This is a genomic window from Candidatus Eremiobacterota bacterium (genome assembly GCA_031082125.1).
Lineage (GTDB): Bacteria > Vulcanimicrobiota > CADAWZ01 > CADAWZ01 > Ess09-12 > Ess09-12.
The window spans coordinates 55,877-78,934 of the sequence record JAVHLM010000002.1 but is presented as its reverse complement, the minus strand read 5'-3'; the positions used below and the strand labels follow the sequence as shown (position 1 = coordinate 78,934).

The following is a 23,058-nucleotide window of genomic DNA, read 5'->3' as shown; positions in this document are numbered from 1 at the left end:
CCGCCCCTTTACCGGCTCAGCACATAGACAGTAAAAGTGCCTCCTCCCGCAGCGGTGGGCAGGAAGCCCGCCAGGCTGATACGGAGCGGATTGCCGCTTCCATTACAAAAGCGCAGATACTGGGGAGACCATTCAAGGGTTTTTAGGCTCTCAAAAAGATACGAATAGCCCCCTTCCTTGAGATCAACTCCCTGAGAATAATCATTGCAGTTGGTGGCATGATTCCATGCGGTGAAGAGGCCCTGGCCATTATAATACTTGGTGGCGCCGGTGAGATCGATGGAGGTAAAGGCATACTGGGGATTGATGCCCGGCACGGCGGCAAGCTTGAGGGCCATGGAGAACTTGGCAAAGAGTTGGGCCGCCGTCTCCCCTGACGCCGCCTCGAGAGAGCGGAGGGCGAGCTTTCCATCGGGGAGCTCTGCTCTTTGAAGGCTGTCCATGCCATAGTGATCAAGGAGGTAAAAAACCATCAGGAAGCCCATGGCATACCCGGTATTGCTGCCGGCGACCATGGTAGTGTCCTGGGGCTTCGAGAGATAGTCCCTCAGGGTTTTCAGCCGATAGGCCCTGGAAAGGTCGTCACCGTATAAGAATCCTCTCCCCACCATGCATTCAAAATACTGGGACAGCCCCTCGGTGACCGGCGAATCAAGGAAGAGGCTGTCCTTGTTCTGCTGAGTGTCATAGACCGTATGGCCCGACTGGTACACTTTCCTGAACCAGCGCAGAAGGTGCTGGAACTCGTGAGCCACCACGCCCTGCCAGTCCCTGTCGGTGGGAATGATATTCTCCTTCTCCAGGGTGGGATCGCAGAACACGCAGTCAAGCTGGTTGGAGTGGGGCACCTCGCTCTTGTCATATTCATTGTCGGCATCAAAATAAGCGCCGTGGGCAATCTTTGACGAAAAAATGACATAGAGCCTGTCTCCCCAGCGAAGCTCCGGAAGGGGGCCGAAGAGCTCTTCGGCCTTCTGCCATGTCGTGGCGTCAAAATGCTGGCCTATCGCATCGACGCGGCTCTGCTCGATGGAAGAGCTCCAGTCCGCGTCATCGACATATATGACGCAGCGGGTTCCCGCATAATAGCATGTGCAGCTCCTGGTGATGTATTCTCTGGGGCTTGACAATTTGTCCACCCTCATCCACAGCATGATGTCCCTTTTCTGGCCCACCGTATCTTTTATAAACGAGCCGTTCCTGTCCATCTTGCCCAGCCTGATGAGCATGTCACGGGACACCGGCCCGGGAATTCCATATTTTTCAACAGCCTCTGCCATTTTTCTTGTGGTAAATTCCATGTCATCGATGGCACTTTCTTCCATAACTGAGGGCGACGGCGGGGGAGATCTCTTCTTCGCGGGGACGGGAACTGCTGAGGACTGATTTGTCGCCGAGCCTCCCGTGGTAACAAGGTTCACCTCATGAGATTTCTGTATCTCTGAATTGTAAGTAATCGAGACGATTGCCTCGCTTGCGGCGCTGAAATTGTCAAGTGTCACGGCGCCCGTTCCCCCGGTAAAAGTCATTTCATTCATCGTGAAGCCATTGGGGGCGGGGCCATGGAGCGGCTTCACGGTGACCTCTGAAGGAAGTCCGCCTGCAATGAGCATATTCTCGCTCAACTCGCAATTGACAAGGGCCTCCGCAGTGAATCCTTTCACCGCAAGAGTCACATACCCCGCAGGGAGCCCGCTGAATTGAGCCACGCCCGCCAGGCCCCCGGAAGACCTTTCAACCCTCTGTTCCGGTGCCAGCGGAACCGTTGAGCCCTTCTCATAGACATTCAAAAGGTAATACTGCAGGCTTTCATAAATACCGGATGAAGCCTGTGAATCCCCCGCAAAGGGGCAGCTCACCATGAGGGTGCCCCTCCCCGCCTCACTGTTTTCGGAGCCTCTGCCGTAAAGGCTCCCTTCGCTGCCTTGTGTTCCGCCGCAGCCGCCCAGCGAAATAACGAGAGAAATTACAAACACCAAGGAAAGGAGCCTGTCCTGACGGTGCACATGATCACGCATTGGCGCTGCCTCCCTCACTCCATAAGCTTCCTCTGGCGGATATCTTTGAGCCGGCGGTGGATATCGGCGATATCCTTCTCATTACAAGGGTTGTCGGGATCGACTAATTCCAGGCATTTCTCGTAATCGTCGCGGGCATGGTCCAGATTGCCCTTCTCCTCGTAGGCACGGCCCCTGTCATAATAAATACTCCCCATATCCGTCACATCTTATACCCGAAGCGCCGGAGGAGGCTTTTGCGCTCCGCGATATCGTCTTCGTTCTCGATGCCCATGGTTTTGACGCCGTCTATTACTCCCATTATGCCCCGTCCCGAATCGGTCTCGGCGATGACCACCTGTAAGGGGTTTGCAGTGGCGCAGTAAATGTGACATACCTCGGGAACCATCTTGACGGCGTTCAGCACGTTGATCGGGAAGGACCCGGAGAGGAAGATGATGAAGCAGTGTCCCGAAGAGAGCGCAATGGCATTTTTCTTGGCAAGCTCGATCATCTCCGCATTGGTGCCCGACCAGCGCACAAGGGCAGGGCCCGATGACTCACAGAATGCCAGTCCGAACTGTATCCCCGGCAGGGAGGTGACAAGCGCCTCATGGATATCCTCCACGGTTTTTATGAAATGTGACTGTCCCAGGATGAGATTCACCGGCTCAGGCTTTTCGATGGCGACGATTTTCAGTTCCATGGCTCACACTCCTTGAACAACCAGTCTGCGGGGGTCCCCCGGGAAGTCTATTCGACAGGGCACTTAAAAATACTTCTTCAGATATTGAGAGAGGTATTCAAATGGTGCGCATGGAATAGAGAACTATCGACAAAGTGAGGAGACGAGAGACAATGGCAAGACCCAGAAAAACAGAGAATCCGGAAGAGACTGCGAGGGAAGCTCCGGGAACCGCAGTGAAGGCCCCTAAAAAAGCCAAGAGAGGGCGGCCCAGAAAGAAGCCACTGGCAAAAAAAGCAAAGCCCGTCGGTAAGAAACAGCAAGCAAAGCTGCGAAAAGAAGGCAAGTATATCACCATTCAGATCCCCGCTGAAATGCTGGATCTTATTTCCGGTGAAGCACTTCCCCACTTCATGGAGGCGAAAAAGTCAATTCTCTTGGGACTGAGAAGCATGATTGACAAAAAGCTCAAAACGGTCAAGGAGAAGAAGGGCAAAAAGGCTCCCGCAAAAAAGCTCAAGAAGATAAAGATTGAAAAAAAGCCCAAGAAGGCACCGGAGCAGACGGAGCAGTAGAACCGAATTCCGGGCGCGTGCGGCGATAACGCATTCCCTTATCAGTAATCTACCTGAGAAGGCCGGGGGGCTTGCTCCTGGCCTCACTATTTTGTAGTCCTCACCACGCGGTAGCCTATCATGGAATAAGCGGTAATAAGTGTTTAAAAAAGAGGGTTCCAGGTGCCGGAGGCCGGGGTCGAACCGGCACGGGCCGTGAGGCCCCCGGGATTTTAAGTCCCGTGCGTCTGCCTATTCCGCCACTCCGGCGGGGAAAGGGCCGTGTACTTTCTCCATTGTAGCACAAAATCCTCTCCCGCGCCAGATCGGCATCACCCCTGTCTCACAGCACCTTGATGCAGAACTCGGGGCACGCGGCGGCGCAATAGCCGCAGAGCAGGCAGCGGCCTGCGTCCAGCTCGGCTCCCTCCTCCCCCAGAGAGAGGGCCTTGTTGGGGCAGCGCTCTACGCAGGCGCCGCAGCGCTGGCAGTCTTCCACGTGGAGCCTGCGCTCCCTCTCTCCTATGGTCCGTGCAAGCTCTTGAGGCACCTCCATGCCATGGAGCAGGAGATAATCCATCAGAAGCTCATTTTCATCCCTGGCCCCCACCGTCACCGTCGCCACAAAGGGCAGCTCCCTGAGAAACCTGAAAGCCATTTCTGCCTCGCGGTAAAAATGGCCGCCCCCCAGGGCCTTCATCACCATGATGCCCTTCCCCTCGCCGTGAAGGGCCTCCAGGGCTCCGCGCATGTCCTGTGCCGTGCCGTCCTGGATGCCAAGCCCCCGGTGGTTCAGGATGGCAAAGACCACCTCTATCTCTTCATAAAGAAGAGCCGCAGCGGCTGCAGCCACGTGGTGAGTCGAGATCCCCACGGCCTTCACCAGGCCTCTTCTTTTTGCCCCGGCAAGATACCTGAGGGCTTGATAATGGCCCCTGAGGGTATGCTCCGATTCTTGCTGGTGGACCATGAAAAGCTCAATGGAGGGCCTCCCCGTCTCTTCCAGGGCCCTGCGGAGCGACTGCTCCATCTCCCCGGCGGTGGCGGCATAGGACCGCGAAGAAACAAGAACCTGACTGTCATGGCGGGGGAAAGCTTCGCCGATATGCCTGTAAGTGCCGTAAAGCTCTGCCGTGTCGAAGAGGTTCACCCCGAGGGAGCGGGCTTTCAGAAGAAGCTGCCGCGATGACGGCGGGGAGAGATCTGCCTGGAGGGGGCCAAGCGTGAGGGTTCCCAGTGAGAGGAAGGAGACCTCGAGGCCGGTCTTCCCGAGAGGGTGGTATTTCATCAGGGAGCGCTACTTGGTACGGCCCCTGCCGCGTTTTGCCTCGGTGTTCCTCTTGAGGTCGAGAAGGCGCTCCTCGCTCTCCTTCAGGTATTTGGTGAGCTTGTCTTCAAAGGTCATCTCCTCGGGAGGAACGTACCTTCTTTTCTCCTTGCCGTGGGAGTGGCTGGGCGGACGCTGCTGCTCCGGGGGAGGGGTGGCCTTGTTCAGCTGCTTTATTGAGAGATCATATTTTCCCTTCTCGTTGATGCCCAGGATCTTGACCTGCACTTTGTCGCGCTCCTTCAGGAACTGTCGGATGTCCTCCACGAAAGTGTCAGCCACCTCCGAAATGTGGACCAGCCCTGTCTTGCCGTTGGGCAGCTCGATAAAGGCACCAAAATTCGTGATTCCTATCACGGTTCCTTCTACAATTGAGCCTACTTCCAGGGTCATATCCTCATTATTTCCTCCTCTGCTACTTATAACGGGCACCCCTGCTCACGGGGTACATAACAATCCCCGGGATATTTCAGGGTATCATAGAGAAAAATAAATCAGCATGGCATTCCAGTTCAGTTGATGATCCCCGGGCGGGACAAGGCCCTTCAGGCCTCTATCTCTTCACAATACTATTCCATACCTTCCCGAACCATCCTTCTTCTTTTGCATATTCCCTTTTTATCTCTTTTTTGAGCCTTATGTTCTCCTCATCCGTCGCCGCAGGCGTGAGAGGAGCTTTCGATGGGTGGGGAGTAGGGGACGAGATCACCACGAAGGCAATCTCCTGGGGCTTGATAAAGCCGAGTTTCTCTCTGGCGATGGACTCAACGCCATCCTTGGTATTCAGGTAGGCAATCCTTTTCTTGAGCTCCCTGTTTTCCCGCTGAAGGCGCTCGTTTTCCTGTTCAACCTGCTGTATCTGAGAAAGCTTCAGCTCATACTCCATCTTTTTCTGCACATAACAGAGGTTGAAGGCATACGCCGCAAAGAAAGCCAGTCCTGAAAATATGAGAAAAAGAAAAACTCCTCTCAGGCGCTTTGCCCGTGAAGAGTCCTCTTCTTTCTGGATCGGGCGATCTTGGGGGGTATTTTGTGTGTTCAATGGGTATGCCTCCTTGTGCCATGCGGGAATTGTTGAAAACACCGATATCAGACTCCTCATTCGAGAGGAGGGGGAAAAATCCTTCATCCAGGGAAAAGAAACTCGCCCCGCAAGAGGAGAACCATCACTTTTCGGAGCCATGCCTGCCGAGGATCTCCACAGCCTCTTTCCTGTTGGCCTTGGCAGCAAGCTTCATGGGCGTCTCGAAAAGGAGGGTCCGCTCGTTCACCTTGGCCCCCTGTCTTATAAGCTCCTCGATAATGGCGCCATGGCCCTCCTTGGCGGCAAAATGCAGGGCCGTCCATCCAAAGGAGGTCTTCCCGTTCACCAGTGCCCCATGGGCGCCAAGCACTTTCACGGCGTCAAGATGCCCCCTCTCGGAAGCCCGGTGAAGAGGCGTCACGCTGTCTTTGTCGGCGGCATTGCAATCGGCGCCCAGTTTGAGGAGGAGAGACACCACCTCGGCAGAGCCCCCGGCCGATGCCTCGTGGAGGGGAATCCTGCCCTTGCTGTTTTTGGCATTGACCTCCACACCGCCGCCTATCAATATCTCGACAACTTCACGGTTTCCCTTGTACGATGCCCTGTGAAGAGGCGTCCAGCCGTCCTTGTCAATGGCATTGACGTCGCCCCCCCTTCCCACGATGAGCTCCGTCACCGGCTTTCCCGCCCCCACCGCGGCATGAAGGGGGGACCAGCCGTCATTGTTGTGCGCGCTCAGATCTGCGCCGTGATCAAGGAGAAACTCGGCAACATCACGGTGGCCTTTGAAAACAGCCCAGTGGAGGGGGGTCCAGCCATAGGCATCTTTCTCGTTTACTTTTGCCCCCCTGGCAATGAAAAGGCCTGTTACCGCCTTGGAGCCGCCCAGCCCGGCCATATGAAGAGGAGTCTTGCCGTCCTTGTCTTTCACCGCCACGCGGGCTCCCCTCGATATGAGAATGTCGCCCGTCTTCTCCGAGCCGCCGAGGGCCACCCTGTGGAGAGGAGTCCACCCGTTCTTGTCACGGGCCTCCATATCGGCCTGGTGTGAGATCAGAAACTCAGCCACATCGGCGTGGCCTTCCTGGGAGGCCCAGTGGAGAGGCGTCCAGAGCTCATTGTCGCGGGAATTCACTTCGGCGCCATGGGCTGTGATGATCTTCACCGCCTCGAGTGAGCCGCCGAGGGCACCGCGGTGAAGAGGGGTGAAGCCGTGGGAATCCTTTGCATTGACGCGGGCACCGTTGCGCAGAAGCACCTCAACCACTTCGGAATAGCCTTTTTCCGCAGCCCAGTGGAGGGCCGTCCTGCCGTCGGCATTCTCGGCATTCACCTCAGCGCCCTGGGAGACAAGAAACCCCACGATACCGGGGGCACCTTTTTCCGCCGCAATGTGAAGGGGAAAAGGCGTGGAGCTGTCGCTTGACTTGCTGTTGACCTTGGCCCCGTTCTCGACAAGGCGCTCCACAATCGCCCTGCTTCCGTTCTCTACCGCATAATGGAGAGCTGTTCTTCCATCCTTGTCACGGACGTTCACAAGGGCTCTCCGGGCAAGGAGCACTTCCAGGATATCCTCCCTGCCGTAATGTGCTGCAAGGTGAAGGGGGCGGATATGCTGGGCGGACTCGGCGTTCACGTCGGTCCCCGAATCCACAAGCAGGGTGACAAGCTGGCAGCTTCCTTTTTCTGCGGCAAGATGAATGGGGAGAAGCCCCTCGGTGTCCACAAGAGTCCCCTGGGCACCGTGGGAAACCAGGAGATCGGCGATCTCCCCGCTGTTTCTTTCCGCCGCCCAGTGCAGGGGGGACCTCCCTTCCTTGTCCTGGATGTTCACGGAAGCTCCCTCACCGATAAGGAGCTCGGCCACCTTCAGGTGGCCCTCGAATGCGGCGGCATGGAGAGGGGTCTTCCCCTTGCCGGTCTGCACATCAATGCGGGCGCCTTTTGCGATGAGAAGCTCTGCAGTCTTGAAGTCACCTTTGAGGGCTGCGATATGGAGAGGTGTCGCCCCCCCCCTGTCTTTTGGTCCTGCAGGGGAGCCGTAGGCGAGGAGGGCCTTAGCCATCTCAAAAGATCCCTGGGCCACCGCATGGTGGAGGGGAGTCCATCCCCTGGCATCCTGGGCGGCAATATCCGCTCCCTGCGTGGAAAGAGCTTTGAGTGAGGCAAAATCTCCCGATGCGACAGCTTCAAAGAAGTCCTTGCATGTACTTTTTGAAGCGGGAACTGGACCACCAGGGAAGCGCTCGCCGCAGCTCTCGCAGAATTTCGCAGAATCCCGGTTCTCTGCTCCGCATTCCGGACAGAATCGGGACATCCGGCACCCCCTCCTCGTCAACCGCGCTTTATGCTCAAGTGAGTATTTCACAGGCCCCCGTACGAAATCCTGCATGAGGGCCTTCCCTGTTTTATGTTCTGAAGGGGTCAAAACGAAGAGGAATACTCCCACGCGATCTTTAAATGTATTATGAGAGTGATGAAAGGGGGAGGGGTGGCAATGAAGCTGACGCTTCTCTGTGTCGGTGATATGCACCTGGGGAGGCGGCCTCTGATAGCCGGGTCCCTCAGGGAACTTATGGGCCATGCTACAGGGAGGCTGCGGCCCCTCCACGCCTGGAATGAAGTGGTAAAGCGCGCCGTAAGCGAGCATGTTGACGCAGTGCTGCTTCTTGGCGATGTGGTCGATAAGGAGCATGGCATCTTTGAAGCATACGGCCCCCTGGAAAAGGGAGTAAGGTCACTGGAGGAGGCGGGAATCTCCGTCTTCGCCGTCGCAGGGAACCATGATATGAAGGCGCTGCCGCGCCTTGCCGCGGAAATCCCCCACTTTCACCTGCTGGGGAGCAAGGGCACGTGGGAGCATTTTGACCTCCTCAAGGAAGGGGTCCCCCTGGCCCGCCTCGTGGGCTGGTCCTTCCCCCAGGAAGAGGTGAAGGAGAATCCCTTCGGGCACTTCACCATCACGGACCATCTGCCCGGTTCACCCATGGCGGTGATCGGCCTCCTTCACTGCGACAGGGATAAGCCGTCATCACGGTATGCCCCTGTCTCCACGCGGGACTTTGACGACATCAGGATAAGCGCGTGGTTTCTGGGCCACATCCACAAGCCCGACGACCTCTCGGGAAAGAGGCCCTGCGGCTATGCCGGCTCGCTGATGGGGATGGATCCCACGGAGCGCGGACCCCATGGGCCATGGCTTGTCACCGTGGAAAACAGGGAAGTGACATGCCGGCACCTTCCCCTCTCCCCCCTGCGCTGGGAAGAGGTCGTAATCCCGATTGACGGGATAAGGGAAAGCGGTGATCTCCTGTCTCCAATCGTCCAGGGCATCGAGTCCCGCCTGGACGAGCTAAAGGATGAGCTCGGTGAAAAATCCGCCGTGGGCTGCCGTGTGCGCCTCTCGGGGAGGACGTCTCTCCATGGCATCCTTGCAGGCGAGGTGAAAAAGCTTGCTATCGAAACCCTCTGCCGCCATCATGACAGGGTGGCCTACTTTATCGACAAGGTCTCCTGGGACGAGACACGACCCGAGCTCCCCCTGGAAGAGTACGCGAGGGAGAATGACCCGCCGGGAATCCTGGCCAAGCTCATCCTCGCCCTGGAGCGCAACGACAGCAGCGCAAAAGAGCTCATCCGCGAGGCAAAAAAAGAGCTGGAGCGGGAAAAATTCCGCTCATCCTGGAACCTTCTGGATGCCAGTGACCCTGATGACGAGCAGGTAAGGTCTCTGCTTCTACTGGCAGGCCTTGACGCCCTTGATGCCCTTGCCGCGCAGCACCAGGCCCACTGAGCCCTCACCAAAGGTGGTCACCATGAAACTGAAATCAGTCACCATAAGGAAGATGCCCGGCCTCGGGGAGTTCTCGATAAGGGACTTCGGCGAGGGCCTCAATATCATCGTGGGGCCCAACGGCATAGGGAAAACCTCCCTCTGCCGCGCCATCAGGGGAATGCTCTGGCCCTCCCTTGACCTCGATGCCGAGCACAGGGTGCTTGCCGAGAGCGACACGTCATCACAGTGGACCCATGGTGAAAAGCACGTGGTGATCGAAAGAAACCGCAAAAACGTCACGTGCTTCATCGATGACAGGGAGACAAGCCACAAAGATCTTGATCTCCCTGACGAGAGGGCCTGGGGCTCCTTTACCATCGGCATCGATGACCTTATGAAGAGCGAAGGGACAGAATCACAGATCGCTGCCGCCATTGCCCGCGAGATGGCGGGGGGGTATGATCTCTCCCTCATCACAGGTCCCGAGAGCACCCTTTTTGCCCTCAGCACCAGGGAGGGGAGCCCCCAGGCAAAAGCACTGAGAGAGGCTGTTGAGAAGAGGCAGGCAGTTGAAGATGAACTTCTGCGCATTGAAGAGGAGGAGCGGGAGCTGCCCCGCCTGGAGAGGGAATTACATGAAGCCCTGGAGGCAAAACAGGAGCTTGAGCTGCTGAAAAAAGCCCATGAGATCGCCGAGCACAGGGAAAAGGAGGGAGCCCTCCTTGCACGAAAAAGCGAGTTCCCTGAGACCATGGCTTTCATCCACGAGCATGACGAAACCACCCTGGAAAAACTCTCCCATGCCACCGACGAGGCTAAGCAGGAATGTGCAAGGATAGATCGTCTTCTGAAGGAGGCCATTGAGAAAAAAGAGGCGCAGCGCATGACTTCGGGGCCCCTTGACCACGAAGAGGTGCACCGGTGGCTCGCCATCCCTGATACGCTCCAGAACCTCCGCACGGAGGTGAAGCTTGCCGAAACGGCCTGCGCAGAGGCCCTCACCAGGCTCAATGAAGCCCGGAAAGGGCTCACGGGACTGCCGGAGGGGGAGAAGGAGATTCCCGTCACCGCCGAGCTCGTGGCAAGGGCCGAGGCCTATCTCGGCGCCGTCACTGCAAAAAGGGCGGAGCTGGAGCACCTTAAAAGGCTGGAAAGCTGGCTTAAGGCCCAGAAAAAAGGGGGAGCGCCGGGGGAGCCCGGAAAGCTCCGTGACGGCATCCAGAAGCTGGTCCGCTGGATATGCTCACCCGAGGGGAAAGAAGCCCTCCCCCAGTGGATAGTGATGGGAGTCATAGTGCTCCTTGCCATTTCCCTGATTCCGGCGGTAACCATTGCCCTTGAGGGAAATACCCTCGGGTGGTCCTCGATAATTGCCTCTCTCGCAGGCATCTTCACCCTTTACTACGTGGGCCGCAAGGCAGGCGGCACCCGCGAAGGCTCCCGGGAGCTCTACAGAAAGGAATACGAGGATACAGGGCTTGACAAGCCTGCCGACTGGGGAGAGGAAGAGGTGCAGAAGCATTACATGAAGCTCTCCGATGACTATACGGGGGCCCTCTTCGAGAGCGAGCTGAAGAAAAAGGAGCTTGAGCTCGATGAGCGCCTCATAGAGGTGGAAAAGGAGCTGAAAGGGCTTGTCGAAGAGCGGGGCCAGGTGCTCCACGAGGGGGGGATTGGTGCACCCGACAATGACTCCACGATAGTATTCACCCTCAGGAACCTCTTTATCTATCAGGAAGCCCTTACCGGCCTTGCCGTGGCAGAAGAGAAACGGAATAAAGCCTCCGAAGCATACCAGGAAGCCCTCTCAAAGCTCAACGAATTTCTCCGCTCCCACCATGAAGAGGAGGCCGCCGATAACGAGACCGCCTCGGTGATTCTCCAGAGGCTCAACAGGAGAAACGAGGCCTATTCCCAGGCGGAAGAGCAGATGAAAACGCTGAGGGAGGAGAGGGAAAAATGGGAAGGAATCCTGAAAAAGCGCTCTCTTGATTATGAATCCTTCTTCGACCGCCTGGGCCTCCAGCGTGGTGACAAGGAAGCCTTCACAAGGCTCATCACGAACCACGGCAGGTGGAAGGAGATCACCATGGCCCTCACCCTCGATGGAGAAGTCATCAGGAGGGACACGGAATTTCTGGCGCACCATGGAAAAGCTGCCTTGGCGGCCCTCCCGCGCATTGAGCTTGAGGAGAGAATCGCCGCGGCCCACAAAAAGGAGGAGCAATCCCGGGAAATCTCCAACAGGGCTGCCATCATCAGGGAAAACATCAGGAAGGCCCGGGAAGACTCGAGGCTTGAAGCAGCCCTCGCCGCACAGGACGAGGCCGAAAAAGCCCTCCGGGAAGCGAGGGAGCTTGCATTGAGGAAGACGGCGGGCCGTTTCCTGATGGACAAGGTCACAGGCCAGTACCAGAGAGAGATAGAGCCCCAGACGCTCCGGTCGGCATCGGAGCTTTTCAGGATGTTCACCACTAACACTTATGCCCTTCTGGTCACCTCCGGCGACGGCAAAAACGGGCCCTCTTTCAAAGCAAAGGAGCTCTCGACGGGAAAATCGCTCTCACTCTCCGAGCTCTCCTCGGGAACAAGGGTGCAGCTTTTTCTCGCTGCAAGGCTTGCCTTCGTGAGGCAGGCTGAAAAAAACACGACGCTGCCCTTCTTCCTGGACGAGGTCCTTACCACCACTGACCCGGTGCGCTTTGATGCCGTCGCGAAGGATCTGAAAAAGCTGGTGGCCGACGGGAAACGCCAGGTTTTCTATATCACCTGCGACAGTTATTATATCGGGAAGCTCCGGGGTTACTTCTCCCCCCAGGAGCTCACTCTTATCGACCTGGGAAAGATCAGGTCCGAGAGTGCGGCAATAGGAAGTGAGGAGTTCAAGGTGGAAAAGCTGCCTGAAGCCCCCCCTTACGAGGGAAAAACCGCCGAGGAATACGCCCGCTCCCTCCTGGTTCCAAAAGTCAATCCCTTTGAAGGCGCCGCGCCCCTCCACCTCTGGTACCTCCTCAGGCATAACCTTCCTCTCCTTTACCGCCTTACCAGTCAGTCAATTACCACCGTGGGGCAGTACCGCTATATCCGTGAGAATCTGAAGCTTTCCGAGGCTGACCAGAAGGCCCTCGGGGAGCTTGATCAATGGATTGAAGCGGCCGAGCGCTTCTTCACCCTCTGGCACGTGGGCAAGGGGAAGGTCGTTGACAGGGCTGTCATCGAGGAATCCCCCGTCTCAAAAAAATTCATCGATGCCATAACGCGCAAGGCAGCCGGCGTGAAAGGCGACGGGCGCCTTCTCATGGCCGCCCTGAGGACGGGAGCAGTGGCGAAGTTCAGGCACGGCAGAGTCGAAGAGCTTGAGAGCTTCCTGAAAAGCGGGGGCTATCTCAGCGAAGAAAAGCCCCTTGGCGAGGAGGCTCTCACTGCAATGATTATCAGCGACATGGGCGAAGCTCTTGAGGAGGGGCTCATCGATGAAGGGCTCCTCAAAGAGAGGATCCACGAGTTATGGAGCTGTTGCACGGCGACGGTCCAGGACATCAATGCTCCGGAAGGAGAGGCACCGCATTGAAAACACTCCAGTTCTTCCTTTTTGGAGCGATCATCCTGCTCTTTACCTCATGGCTCCCGCGCTCCTGGGCCGATGGCCCGTCATCTCCCACCGCTCTCTGCGTCTGGGGAAAATCATCCTTTTTCCGGGAGGGCAAGGGATGGCAGCCCTTGGAGAAGGGAGGGGCCTTTCAGGCACAGGACTGGATCGGCACGGGGGGCAAGGGCTGTCTGATAGTCACCCTCAACGGCTCGGACAGTATCACCATGAGCAACGACACTATGGTCCAGCTTGGCGCACCGCAGGAGACGCCGGGCTCCCCTTCTTCCTATGACGAACTGTTCCTTCAGTACGGAAACCTCTGGATCACCATACCAGCCTCTGAAGGCGGAGACCGTTCCTTTACCATCACCATACCTGAAGGGAAAATCTTCACCCATGGTGCGGTCTTTGAAGTAATAAAGGGAAAAGACAAGATGGAGCTTGAAGAATTCAGGGTCTGGAAAGGATCGATCGTGCTTACCAGGAAAAAAAGAGCGGTGATCCTTAATGAGAAGGAGTCCGTGGCCCTCATGCCCGGCCAGGAGCTGCCCCTGAGGGCATCCAAGACCAGCCAGGGCGGCTTCTCCCCGTGGACCAGGTGGAATGAGAAGAAGGATGAGCTCTTGAGGCTTGGACGCCTGGATGAGCTGGCTGCCCTTGCACCTCCCCAGGTGGCAAGAACAAGCTACAACCCGGCGCTCATCAAGACCGGCTCAGGGGGAAGCGCACCCCCTTCAGGCTCTTCAGGCAGCTCCGCATCAAAGCCCGGTGACACCTCTTCTCCCCAGCAGAACACGGGAACCGAGCTCAATGAGCTCAGGCAGCGCATCAGGCTTCCTCCCCAGAACTTCCCCTCGCTGTGACCTCTATTCTCAGGGGAAGCGGTATTCCCCGAAATCTTCCGCCATGATGACCCCCTCAAGGGAAGGCACCTCATCATCTTCCCTGTGGGTCACCACGATCTTCAGGCGGGAAGGGGTCGTCCGCCGGATCTCTTCAATCTGGGCCAGGTTCAGGTGGGCGTGAAAATCGACGGCCAGGCTGTTCATCTCCAGAACCGCCACATCAGCTCCCTCCACCAGGCGGCCGATGGTGCTGCAGAACCCTGTGTCGCCCGAATAGGCGAGGACTGCGCCGGGAAACCCTACCCTGAAACCGAATGAATTGCCGAAATGCCTCATGCGGTAGGGAGTGAAAGATATCCCCGCCGCAGTCTGGAGGATTTCCTGGTCCCTGAAGGGGTGAAAGCGCACCGCTGATTTCTCCATCACCTCGCCGGCAATGGGTGAGAACGAGAGCTCCGTAAGCCTCCAGATGCGCTCCTCAATATCGGGGGGGCCGATGACATGGAGGGGCTCGCGCCTGCGGTGCTTGAGGGCATACTCGGCGAGCAGAAAGGGAAGGCCCAGCACATGGTCGCCATGGTAGTGGGTGATGAACACATGAGTGATCAGGAGGGGATCCTTCTTCATGCGCCGGAGGGCCAGAGGCACCGTGGGCGCGCAGTCAAAGAGCACATGGTTGTCGGCCATGAACGCCGAAAAAAGGCGACCGCCGCCGAGGGCCCCTCCCGTTCCAAGAAAAGAAAGCAAAAGATGAGCGGTCATCGCATGACGCCCGGCATTACTGCGGGCTCTGCCGGGGCTCCGTGAGGATGAGGCCCCTCTGGGCGTCAATGGTGACGATCTTTCCCTCCTCAAAGAGATCAAGGGCGCCGGGGACTCCCACGATCCCCGGGATGCCCGCCTTCTCGAGCACGGCGTTCAAGGGGGAATGGCTGTCGCCTTCCTGCGAAATGATACCGCCGGCAGCCATCACGAGGGGCTCCATGGCATCCTCGAGGCGGCGCACCAGCAGGATGTCACCCCGCTGGAGCCTTGCGCCGATCTCTTCAACAGAGCGGGTGACGCATATTCTCCCTGTGGCGGTCTTCAGGGCGCCCACGCCGGTGCCGCGCACGAAGTGATGGCCCAGGATATGGAGCTTTATGGTGTTGGTGCTTCCCTTCATCCCCTCGGGAATCCCTGCCGTGAGCACCGAGAGGTCGCCCCCCTTGACGAGCCCCGTGGCAAGCGCCGCGTTGCACATATCCTCTATAAGGATTTCGGTGCCCAGAGACGAGGCTATCACGACGGGAAAAACGCCCCACGAGAGCACGAGCCGCCTGCTTGTCTCCCTCTCATCTGTGGCGGCAATCACCGGCGCCCTTGGCCTGTACTTGGCAATGGCCCGGGCTGTCCTCCCCGAGCTGGTGGCGACTATGATGGCTTTTGCATCCATCTGCTCCGCCATCTCGCAGGTGGCGAGGCTTACTGCCTCGACGGCATTGAGCTTTATCCCTGGCTCTTGAAATATATGCTCGTAAGGGAGGAACTTTTCAGTGTAATCAGCTATCCTGGCCAAGGTCTCCACGGCCTCCCGGGGGTATTTCCCCGAGGCCGACTCGCCGGAGAGCATCACGGCATCGGTGCCGTCAAGGATGGCATTGGCCACATCGGTCACTTCTGCACGGGTCGGCATGGGGTTGCGGATCATTGAATCCAGCATCTGTGTTGCCGTGATGACGGGCTTTGCCCGCTCGCGGCACATCCTTATGAGCTTTTTCTGGATAAAGGGAACCTCCTGGAAAGGCAATTCTACGCCCATATCGCCCCGGGCCACCATGATGCCGTACGACCGCTGCAGAATGGCCTCGATGTCGTCAACGGCCTCCTGCTTTTCTATCTTGGAGATAATGGGGAGAAAAGTGCCCTCGCGCTCCATCACCTGATAGGCAGGGGTAAGATCCCTGGCGGCCCGCACAAAGGAGATGGCCACCAGATCAACGCCGGAGCGGATGCCGAATTTCAGATCGTCAAAATCCTTTTCGGTAAGGGAGGGCACCGAGAGCTTCACCCCCGGGAAATTCACTCCCTTGCGGGGATTGAGAAGGCCCCCCACGACGACCCGGCAGGCCACCTCCCCCTGCTTTGTCCCCTCGACCCTCATCTCCACGAGACCATCATCGATGAGAATCCTGTCACCGGCATGGACCTCCCGGGAGAGGTTCTTATAGGACACGTGGGCCTTCGTGGCATCTCCCACAATCTCGTCCTCCGTCAGCAGGAACGGATCGCCCGATGACACCGTCACGGGGGCACCGGCGATCTCGCCAAGCCTTATCTTGGGACCGCAGAGGTCCTGCATCACGGCAAGGGGCTTCCCAAGCTTTTCTGAAAGATCTCTTATGAGGGTTATCATCTGGCCATGGCTCTCATGGGTGCCATGGGAAAAATTAAGGCGCGCCACATTCATCCCCTTCAGGATCATCTCCTCCAGTATTTCACGCGAAGCGCTTGCAGGCCCCAGGGTACATACGATTTTTGTCCTTCTCACTCTGCAGCCGCCTTTCTTTCCTTGCCTTTGTATACCCCTATGGACCGGAATTTCCCGAAGCGCTCCTCGAGGAGCCTCTCCCGGGGAAGTGCGCCAAGCTCGTCAATAAGGGCGATGAGCTCATCCTTCACGTGAATGAAGACGGCCTCACTGTTCTTGTGGACTCCTCCCATGGGCTCGGGCACTATGAGGTCTATGATGCCCATCTCCCTGAGGTCATAGGAGGTGAGCTTGAGGGCCTCGGCGGCCGCTGATGCCCTGTGGGAATCCCTCCAGAGGATTGAAGCGCACCCCTCGGGGGAAATCACCGAGTATATGGCATTCTCAAGCATCATTATCCTGTCTCCCACGCCAAGGGCGAGGGCTCCGCCGCTTCCCCCCTCCCCGATGATGATAACCACAATGGGCACAGGGAGAGAGAACATGTGGGCGATGTTGCTTGCAATGGCCTCAGACTGGCCGCGCTCCTCGGCTTCTAGGCCGGGGTAGGCCCCGGGGGTATCGATGAAGCTCACGGCGGGGAAACCGAACTTTGCCCCCAGGTCCAGCACTCTCCGGGCCTTCCTGAGGCCTTCAGGGTTGGGCATCCCGAAATTCCGCGCAATGTTCTCCTTGGTGTCCTTACCCTTCTGATGGCCCACGACTACCACGGTGCGGCCGTCGAGTATGGCAAACCCCGCCATCACCGCGGGATCGTCGGCAAAATGGCGATCGCCGTGGAGCTCGAAAAACTCGTCAAAGACGTTCTCAATATAATCTGACGTGGCGGGCCGCTGGGGATGGCGGGCAAGCTGCACCCTGTCCCAGGAGCTCAGGTTCCCGTAAATGTTCTTCTTGAGGGTCTGGGCCTTCTTCTCGAGAGCCTGGATCTCCCTGGAGAGATCAATCTTCCCTGAGAGGTTGACCTCCTTGAGGGCCTTTATCTTTTCCTCAAGCTCTTTCAGGGGCTTTTCTATCTCAAGTATGATGTTGCTCATTGCCGGTACCTCTCTCTGAAGAAGTTGAGCACCTTGATAAGAGTGGTGCGCATATCCTTGCGGTGGACCACGCAATCAATGAAACCGTGCTTCAGGTAGAACTCCGAGCTCTGGAAGCCGGGCGGGAGCTTCTGGCGTATTGTCTGCTCGATGACCCGGGGGCCGGAAAAGCCGATAATCGCGTGGGGCTCGGCGATGATGACATCCCCCAGGGAGGCGAAGCTCGCTGAAACGCCTCCGGTAGTGGGGTCAGTAATGATTACGATGTAGGGAAGCCTCTCTTTTCCGAGGCTCACCGTGAGGGCGCTTGTCTTGGCCATCTGCATGAGGGCAAGAACACCCTCCTGCATGCGGGCGCCTCCAGATGAAGTGACAGTGATGACCGCGCTTCTTTTTTCCATGGCGGCCTCAAAGATGCGGGCTATCTTTTCCCCCACCACCGAGCCCATGCTCCCTCCGCGGAAATGGAAATCCATGATGCCGAGCATCACGGGATGGCCGCCCATGGTGGCGCTCCCGGTAAGAATCGCGTCTTTCAGGCTGGTCTTCGCCGTGTCCTCCTTCATTTTATCCATGTATTCCTTCCCGAAGTTGAGGGGATCGGCTGGGGAAAGCTCCCTGTCAAGCTCCTCGAAGGTTCCCGGATCGACGAGCATGGTCATGCGCTCCTGGGCAAAAAGCTTGTGGTGGAAGCCGCATTTATCGCAGACCCTGAGGTTCTGCAGAAAAATTTTTTCAAAGAGAGGGGAGCCGCACTGCTCACACTTCACCCAGAGGTTGTCCTGCTTGTCATCCTTCGAGGATTTTGACGGTTTCTCCACCTTGAACGTGGGCCGCGAAATTTTCTTCTTCTCAAAAAGCTTCACATTCTCACCTCTTACCTGGATCAAAGTATCTCTTCGGAATCGCCGGGAATGTCCCGGCCACTGCAAGGGGGAGGGAGCTTTTTCTTGTGTGGCAGCCCCCATGATAAGGGGTACATTCCATGGAGGGAGAGGAAACTCCTTTTCTCTCTTCCCGGCACCGGGGACCTCACCGGGAGAAAAAAAGAAGCTCCTGCTCGGTGGCAAGCCTCATGGGGGTGGCAAGCCACTGGCGCAGCTCCCCTTCTCTCACCATGCTGATGCCGCCCTGGGGAAGGGAACAGGCCCATATCTCGCTCACCCTGCGGCCTCCCCGGGATCCGCTCAAGGTAAAGGCAAGAAGGTTCCTCGAGAGAAAGGTGATATCCCTGGGGGTGCTTCCTGTAAAAGCCCTGAAATCCCTGGAGCTTGCGAGCCCGGTTTCTCTCCTTTTTTTCAGATCGCAGGCATCAAGGCTCCATGTCCCCCCCTGCCTTTTCACGACGGCTACAAGGGAGTCATCGGGAGAAAATGCACACTCATCGCCTGAACCCAGTGCCTCGCTTCTGCCCGTGGCAAGGGAGAAGAGGTGGACCCTTGATGCCGCGATAACGGCAATCATCGAGGAATCGGAAGAGAAGCAGGCCCTCGAACCTGCTGACACCTTCTGCTCCGAGGCTCCTGCCGCCATGTTCCAGTATACCGTCCTGCTTTTCCCGTCATCACGGACATAGGCAAGCTTCTTTCCGTCGGGGGACCACCAGAAGGCCACGTCGTTCTCGGTGCGGGAATCAGGAATGGCCGAGACAAGGACCGGTTTCCCCGATCCGTCGTCATTCACGCAGAGGGCGCCGTTGAGAGTATAGGCATACCTGGTGCCGTCTGGGGACCAGACCGGGTTCCGCATGAGATAGGACCGGCCCCAGCGCGTTATCTGGGGGTTGTGCCTGTCATCGGGCACAGGGCTCTCTTCGTAAAGCTTTTCTCCCGATTCGGCAGCAAAGAGGCCCACGACCTGCCTGGAATCTGCAAAGGGTGAATCTGAAGGCGCTACGGCCAGCACAAGGGTGCCGTCAAGGGAGAGGCTCCCGGCCTTCTTCAAGGGGGTGGACCTCACAGTACCTGAAAGTGACGCTGCCTGGGAAAGCCGCTCCTTCTGGTGACGGGAATAGAGGTCTGCAAGGAAATGTTTTCTTCCCGCCTCGAAGAGCGACCGGCTTTTCCTGAGCTTCCCGTCCACCTGCTTATAAAGGCTCCCGTAAATTCTCATCCACTCATCGAAGCCATGGTCCATGCCCCTTTTCATCAGCTCATCGAGGGCTTTCTGATAGGCGATGCAGGCTCCCCTGTAATCCTCTTTCGCCGCAAGGCTGTCGGCGAGCTTTACATGGCGCTCCCGTATGTCGGCAAGCTCCCCTTCACTCACCATCTTTGATTTCTTCCCTGCAAAGCTCCTCCCTTTCCCTTCAAAAGGGCTCTTCCCTGACACTTCGCGGCAAGAAAAAAGGGTGAAAAAGAGGATGAGGGTACCGAGTGCCATCAGTGCTCTCCAATGCTTCACCGGGAAAGAAGCCATGCCGTGCCTGACCCTGCTTTGCTGCAACGTTTCACTGCCCCGTGACTGTTTTTCCTGTTTTCTTTCGCCCTGCATCGGGTCAACCCCTTTTTCCTCCCTCACTGCAGGTTATAAGAGGGGGCTCACACAGGCAAGCGGCGCCGTGAAGGGCCCTCATCCCCACCTGTACCGAAATTAACATTTTCACAGAAAAAGTTAACGAGGCATCTATAAAAAAGAGAAAAAACTTATGTTACTATAAAAGCATACCATAAGTTCCGGGAGGAAAGGGACATGTACGCTTCATCAGTGCCGTCAGCTTCATCATATGCCTATACCTCGCCATCGGTGAGCCTTGCAGGGTGGCAGACCAGCGATTACGAGCAGCAATACAAGTACTGGGACTACAGCAAGGAGCAGCGCCTTGAATGGGTCAAAAATGAGATCGAGAAGAACAAGTATGAGCTTGCAAATGTGGAATACCGTGTCAATACCAACCAGGGAAAGCTTGATGAGATCGCCCGCAAAAGGGAGTATATAAAAGGTGAGCTCTGGCGCAACAATAATGAGCTCTCAAAAGCAAACGACAGGAAGGCCGACGCCGAGGGCCGGCGGTACACCGTCAAGGAAAAGATGCGCTATGCGGAAGGCTCTGATCTCCATTCCCTCGCAAGGGAAAAGGAGCGGCTTGATGATGAGATAATGAAGCTCTATGACACCATCACCAGCTGCCAGTGGAAGATAAACGACCTCAACTCCGAGTTCAACTCGCTGTCGAGCGCAGTTGACAGCATCAACAACGAGAACTACTACGCGAAGGACAATGCCTCGAACCTGCGCTACAAGCTCAAGGAGCTCATGTACGAGAAGGACCGCCTTGAAAGGGAGAAAGCAGCCGGCTAAGGGCTCTCATTTCTGGTCCCCCTGGGCCTGAGCGCCATGAAAGAGGGCCTGGCGATGGCAAGCTTCATCACCAGCGCATCGGCAGGCTCAGAGATGCAACGCGGCGCATCGTAAAAGTAGAGGTTCCCCGAGAGGCTGTTGTTCACTACGGCATACTCGGCCCCCTCGGTAAAGCACACCTGGAGGGGACAATGCCCCGTGGAGACTCTTGACACCCCCCATAAAGCCTCGCCGCCCTTCATCTTCTCCGTATCGACGACGCTCATGCGGTCAATTGAAGGATGGGTCATGAAGAGATACGGTGTGCCGGGACAGAGGGCCATGTTGCATGGAGTGCCTTCTTTTTCCCTGTTCCCAATGCGCTCCTGGGGGAGAAGGGCTGTCCTTCCCTGGGAGAGCTCGGCATTGCGGGGATCGGTAAGCAGCTTCCCGATATCCACAAGCGAGAGCACCACCCTGCTCAGGTCCGATTCATAGAGGACTGCGCCGTCGGGGTCACAGAGCACCGAGGAGGCACCAAGGCGCGGGGTGAAGGCGCCGCATTCGGTGCTGCGGGTACGGTCAGTGAGCTTTTCCGCCTCAAAGAGATGGACCTTTTTTTCCACCACCACGAGGTACCTGTCGTCGGGGGAAAGGGCCATGGCCGTCACAGGGGCCTGAACTTTGAGGGGGACGGTGGCGCAGGTGGCCTTCCGGGTGAGATCGATCACCTCTATTACAGACTTTTCCTTTGTCACCACGAAAGCGAAGGGCTTTTTTCTCATAACGGCGAGCTGGACGGGGGGAGCCGAGAGGGCTACGTCGAAAGCTGCGGCCTCGTCAGGGCTCTCAGCCGCTTTTTCCGCGTCAAGCGCGACGAGACGGGGCTCATCGTAGTTTATGCACAGGCACAGTGACCCATCGGCCGTGAAGGCGCACTGCTCCACCTTCTGCGACAGCTGGACCGGCGGGGCCCCTTTGCCCTTTGGAGAAAAGGTGGCTTTGACATCAATGATAAAAAGGTTTTTTCCCTCTCTGCGGTATTTTTCGGAGGCGCTCACCACGTAAAGATGCTCAGCGAACCTGCTATCGATACGCAGGGGCTTCTCCTCCTCGTCGGCGCCCGAAGGCGTCCCGAGCACATAAAGGAAAGACAGCACAATGGCTGCCACTGCGAACGAGCCGGCCCGTCCGAATGTCCTGTTCTTCATAGCCTCATCTCCCTGGGTTGTCTTGCCAGCCTTCAATGGAAAATTTTCTGCCCTGTTCCAAAATCCTCAGGCTTTCATACTGCCAAAAGCTTCTCCATGAAGAGGGAAAAAACATTCTTTGTCTAATTTTCCAATGAGAGAAAATGGAGCACTTTATTCTTCCGACAAGGGGGAGACCATGGAACTGATTGAAATCCTTCGGCGAGGTGTGGCAGATGGCGCCACCGATATACTGATCTCAGCAAACAACGCGCCCTATTACAGGATTCTCGGCACCCTCAAGGCCATCTCGACGCAGCGAATCTCCGCTGATGAGACAAAGCGCCTCCTTTACGGAATCCTGAACCATGACCAGATAAAGAAGTTCGAGTCTGACGGCGAGCTGGACATGAATTATGAGATCAAGGGGCTCTCCCGCTTCCGCGTCAACCTTTACAAGCAGCGCAACAGCGTGGCATCGGCCTTCAGGATCATCGGCTTCAGGCCCCCTCTCCCCGAAGAGATTATGCTCCCCAAGTCCATACTGAAAATTTCCGAACAGCCATGGGGCCTTATCCTTGTCACCGGGTCGGCAGGGAGCGGCAAATCGACGACCTGCGCCGCCCTGGTGGAGCACCTCAATCACAGCCGGTCGCTCCATATAATCACCCTGGAGGATCCCATCGAGTTTATTTTTGAAAATGACAAGTGCGTCATTGATCAGCGCCAGATGCGCCAGGATTCCCTTTCCTATGCCAATGCTCTCAGGGCCATCCTGCGCCAGGATCCCGACGTGATCATGGTCGGCGAAATGCGCGACCTTGAGACTATCGCCGCGACCCTCACCCTCGCCGAGACGGGGCATCTTGTGATAGCCAACCTCCACACCATCAATGCCCCTCAGACCCTTTCCCGGGTTGTTGACGTGTTCCCTGCTTACCAGCAGCAGCAGGTGGCAGTTCAGCTCGCAGGGGTCCTCAAGCTTGTGGTCTCCCAGCAGCTTGTGCCGCGCTCCGAGGGCTCGGGCCTTGTGGCGGCAAGGGAAATCATGTTCGTCACTCCCGCCATTGCTAACCTTATCAGGCAGAATGACGTGCACCTCATCTACAACGCCATGGTTACGAGCGGCATACCGGAAATGAGAACAATGGACCAGGCGCTGATAGAGATTTACAAGCAGGGCGCCATAAGCATCGACACGGTGCTCTCCAAGGCGTTTGACGTGGAAGCGGTGCAGTCCCAGCTTGACCGCATGGTAGGGCTCTATGTTTAGGGAGGCTTCC

At 57.2% G+C, this 23,058-nt stretch carries 19 protein-coding genes and 1 tRNA gene; 6 read left to right on the top strand and 14 right to left on the bottom strand.

Annotation, left to right across the window (positions count from 1 at the left end; genetic code table 11):
- Positions 1–8 precede the first annotated feature (8 nt).
- Genes RDV48_02755 through RDV48_02745 form a run of 3 tightly spaced genes read right to left on the bottom strand, consistent with a single transcriptional unit; the run spans position 9 to position 2,703 of the window.
- Positions 9–2,018: a hypothetical protein gene (locus RDV48_02755; protein ID MDQ7821695.1), complete on the bottom strand. Its 2,010-nt coding sequence runs from the start codon at positions 2,016–2,018 to the stop codon at positions 9–11.
- 14 nt (positions 2,019–2,032) lie between these two features.
- On the bottom strand, positions 2,033–2,215 hold the full coding sequence (locus RDV48_02750) for a tetratricopeptide repeat protein (protein ID MDQ7821694.1): 183 nt from the start codon (positions 2,213–2,215) through the stop codon (positions 2,033–2,035).
- A 5-nt stretch (positions 2,216–2,220) separates the two neighbouring features.
- Positions 2,221–2,703 (bottom strand): adenosine-specific kinase, encoded by a 483-nt coding sequence (locus RDV48_02745; GenBank protein ID MDQ7821693.1) that lies wholly within the window; start codon positions 2,701–2,703, stop codon positions 2,221–2,223.
- Between the two features lie 152 nt (positions 2,704–2,855).
- On the opposite strand from RDV48_02745, the gene RDV48_02740 reads away from it, so the two are divergent.
- Positions 2,856–3,257 (top strand): hypothetical protein, encoded by a 402-nt coding sequence (locus RDV48_02740; GenBank protein ID MDQ7821692.1) that lies wholly within the window; start codon positions 2,856–2,858, stop codon positions 3,255–3,257.
- A gap of 163 nt (positions 3,258–3,420) precedes the next feature.
- On the opposite strand, the gene RDV48_02735 is transcribed toward RDV48_02740, so the two are convergent.
- The 5 genes from RDV48_02735 to RDV48_02715 all read right to left on the bottom strand — a co-directional run bounded on the left by RDV48_02735 (position 3,421) and on the right by RDV48_02715 (position 7,904).
- Positions 3,421–3,506: transfer RNA gene (locus tag RDV48_02735), tRNA-Leu, on the bottom strand.
- 73 nt (positions 3,507–3,579) lie between these two features.
- Positions 3,580–4,524, bottom strand: a complete 945-nt coding sequence (locus RDV48_02730) for an aldo/keto reductase (GenBank protein ID MDQ7821691.1) — start codon at positions 4,522–4,524, stop codon at positions 3,580–3,582.
- 9 nt (positions 4,525–4,533) lie between these two features.
- Positions 4,534–4,956: a S1 RNA-binding domain-containing protein gene (locus RDV48_02725; protein ID MDQ7821690.1), complete on the bottom strand. Its 423-nt coding sequence runs from the start codon at positions 4,954–4,956 to the stop codon at positions 4,534–4,536.
- A gap of 160 nt (positions 4,957–5,116) precedes the next feature.
- Positions 5,117–5,605, bottom strand: coding sequence for a septum formation initiator family protein (locus RDV48_02720; GenBank protein MDQ7821689.1), 489 nt, complete (start codon positions 5,603–5,605; stop codon positions 5,117–5,119).
- A gap of 124 nt (positions 5,606–5,729) precedes the next feature.
- Positions 5,730–7,904 carry an ankyrin repeat domain-containing protein gene (locus tag RDV48_02715; protein MDQ7821688.1) on the bottom strand — a complete coding sequence of 725 codons (2,175 nt, stop codon included), beginning with the start codon at positions 7,902–7,904 and terminating at the stop codon, positions 5,730–5,732.
- Between the two features lie 180 nt (positions 7,905–8,084).
- On the opposite strand from RDV48_02715, the gene RDV48_02710 reads away from it, so the two are divergent.
- Genes RDV48_02710 through RDV48_02700 form a run of 3 tightly spaced genes read left to right on the top strand, consistent with a single transcriptional unit; the run spans position 8,085 to position 13,817 of the window.
- Positions 8,085–9,380 carry a metallophosphoesterase gene (locus RDV48_02710; protein MDQ7821687.1) on the top strand — a complete coding sequence of 432 codons (1,296 nt, stop codon included), beginning with the start codon at positions 8,085–8,087 and terminating at the stop codon, positions 9,378–9,380.
- A gap of 22 nt (positions 9,381–9,402) precedes the next feature.
- A complete protein-coding gene (locus RDV48_02705; GenBank protein ID MDQ7821686.1) occupies positions 9,403–12,933 on the top strand; it encodes an AAA family ATPase in 3,531 nt (1,176 codons plus the stop codon).
- Complete coding sequence (locus RDV48_02700; GenBank protein MDQ7821685.1) at positions 12,930–13,817, top strand: hypothetical protein; 888 nt, start codon at positions 12,930–12,932, stop codon at positions 13,815–13,817. The genes RDV48_02705 and RDV48_02700 overlap by 4 nt, the downstream gene beginning before the upstream one ends.
- Positions 13,818–13,826: 9 nt before the next feature.
- On the opposite strand, the gene RDV48_02695 is transcribed toward RDV48_02700, so the two are convergent.
- The 5 genes from RDV48_02695 to RDV48_02675 form a co-directional block, all read right to left on the bottom strand.
- On the bottom strand, positions 13,827–14,561 hold the full coding sequence (locus tag RDV48_02695; protein ID MDQ7821684.1) for a ribonuclease Z: 735 nt from the start codon (positions 14,559–14,561) through the stop codon (positions 13,827–13,829).
- Between the two features lie 16 nt (positions 14,562–14,577).
- The gene (gene pyk, locus RDV48_02690; GenBank protein ID MDQ7821683.1) at positions 14,578–16,329 is read right to left on the bottom strand and encodes a pyruvate kinase; all 1,752 of its coding nucleotides are present in this window, start codon (positions 16,327–16,329) and stop codon (positions 14,578–14,580) included.
- Complete coding sequence (locus RDV48_02685) at positions 16,326–17,297, bottom strand: acetyl-CoA carboxylase carboxyltransferase subunit alpha (GenBank protein MDQ7821682.1); 972 nt, start codon at positions 17,295–17,297, stop codon at positions 16,326–16,328. Before RDV48_02685 ends, pyk begins: the two co-directional genes overlap by 4 nt.
- 5 nt (positions 17,298–17,302) lie before the next feature.
- Positions 17,303–18,148 carry an acetyl-CoA carboxylase, carboxyltransferase subunit beta gene (gene accD, locus RDV48_02680; GenBank protein MDQ7821681.1) on the bottom strand — a complete coding sequence of 282 codons (846 nt, stop codon included), beginning with the start codon at positions 18,146–18,148 and terminating at the stop codon, positions 17,303–17,305.
- 190 nt (positions 18,149–18,338) lie between these two features.
- On the bottom strand, positions 18,339–19,688 hold the full coding sequence (locus RDV48_02675) for a hypothetical protein (GenBank protein MDQ7821680.1): 1,350 nt from the start codon (positions 19,686–19,688) through the stop codon (positions 18,339–18,341).
- A 309-nt stretch (positions 19,689–19,997) separates the two neighbouring features.
- Between RDV48_02675 and RDV48_02670 the strand changes: the two genes are divergently transcribed.
- Complete coding sequence (locus RDV48_02670) at positions 19,998–20,606, top strand: hypothetical protein (GenBank protein MDQ7821679.1); 609 nt, start codon at positions 19,998–20,000, stop codon at positions 20,604–20,606.
- Here RDV48_02670 and RDV48_02665 read toward each other — a convergent pair.
- Positions 20,603–21,796, bottom strand: a complete 1,194-nt coding sequence (locus RDV48_02665; GenBank protein ID MDQ7821678.1) for a hypothetical protein — start codon at positions 21,794–21,796, stop codon at positions 20,603–20,605. The genes RDV48_02670 and RDV48_02665 overlap by 4 nt on opposite strands.
- 178 nt (positions 21,797–21,974) lie before the next feature.
- On the opposite strand from RDV48_02665, the gene RDV48_02660 reads away from it, so the two are divergent.
- Positions 21,975–23,048 (top strand): PilT/PilU family type 4a pilus ATPase, encoded by a 1,074-nt coding sequence (locus RDV48_02660; GenBank protein ID MDQ7821677.1) that lies wholly within the window; start codon positions 21,975–21,977, stop codon positions 23,046–23,048.
- Positions 23,049–23,058 lie beyond the last annotated feature (10 nt).

Excerpts from the sequence above, each read along its gene's own strand:
- RDV48_02750 (MDQ7821694.1), bottom strand. The coding sequence starts at position 2,215 with ATGGGGAGTATTTATTATGACAGGGGCCGTGCCTACGAGGAGAAGGGC.
- RDV48_02675 (MDQ7821680.1), bottom strand. The coding sequence starts at position 19,688 with ATGGCACTCGGTACCCTCATCCTCTTTTTCACCCTTTTTTCTTGCCGC.
- RDV48_02755 (MDQ7821695.1), bottom strand. The coding sequence starts at position 2,018 with ATGCGTGATCATGTGCACCGTCAGGACAGGCTCCTTTCCTTGGTGTTT.
- RDV48_02660 (MDQ7821677.1), top strand. The coding sequence starts at position 21,975 with ATGGAACTGATTGAAATCCTTCGGCGAGGTGTGGCAGATGGCGCCACC.
- RDV48_02665 (MDQ7821678.1), bottom strand. The coding sequence starts at position 21,796 with ATGAAGAACAGGACATTCGGACGGGCCGGCTCGTTCGCAGTGGCAGCC.
- RDV48_02670 (MDQ7821679.1), top strand. The coding sequence starts at position 19,998 with ATGTACGCTTCATCAGTGCCGTCAGCTTCATCATATGCCTATACCTCG.
- RDV48_02710 (MDQ7821687.1), top strand. The coding sequence starts at position 8,085 with ATGAAGCTGACGCTTCTCTGTGTCGGTGATATGCACCTGGGGAGGCGG.
- RDV48_02725 (MDQ7821690.1), bottom strand. The coding sequence starts at position 4,956 with ATGACCCTGGAAGTAGGCTCAATTGTAGAAGGAACCGTGATAGGAATC.
- RDV48_02695 (MDQ7821684.1), bottom strand. The coding sequence starts at position 14,561 with ATGACCGCTCATCTTTTGCTTTCTTTTCTTGGAACGGGAGGGGCCCTC.
- RDV48_02745 (MDQ7821693.1), bottom strand. The coding sequence starts at position 2,703 with ATGGAACTGAAAATCGTCGCCATCGAAAAGCCTGAGCCGGTGAATCTC.
- RDV48_02740 (MDQ7821692.1), top strand. The coding sequence starts at position 2,856 with ATGGCAAGACCCAGAAAAACAGAGAATCCGGAAGAGACTGCGAGGGAA.
- RDV48_02730 (MDQ7821691.1), bottom strand. The coding sequence starts at position 4,524 with ATGAAATACCACCCTCTCGGGAAGACCGGCCTCGAGGTCTCCTTCCTC.
- RDV48_02715 (MDQ7821688.1), bottom strand. The coding sequence starts at position 7,904 with ATGTCCCGATTCTGTCCGGAATGCGGAGCAGAGAACCGGGATTCTGCG.
- RDV48_02705 (MDQ7821686.1), top strand. The coding sequence starts at position 9,403 with ATGAAACTGAAATCAGTCACCATAAGGAAGATGCCCGGCCTCGGGGAG.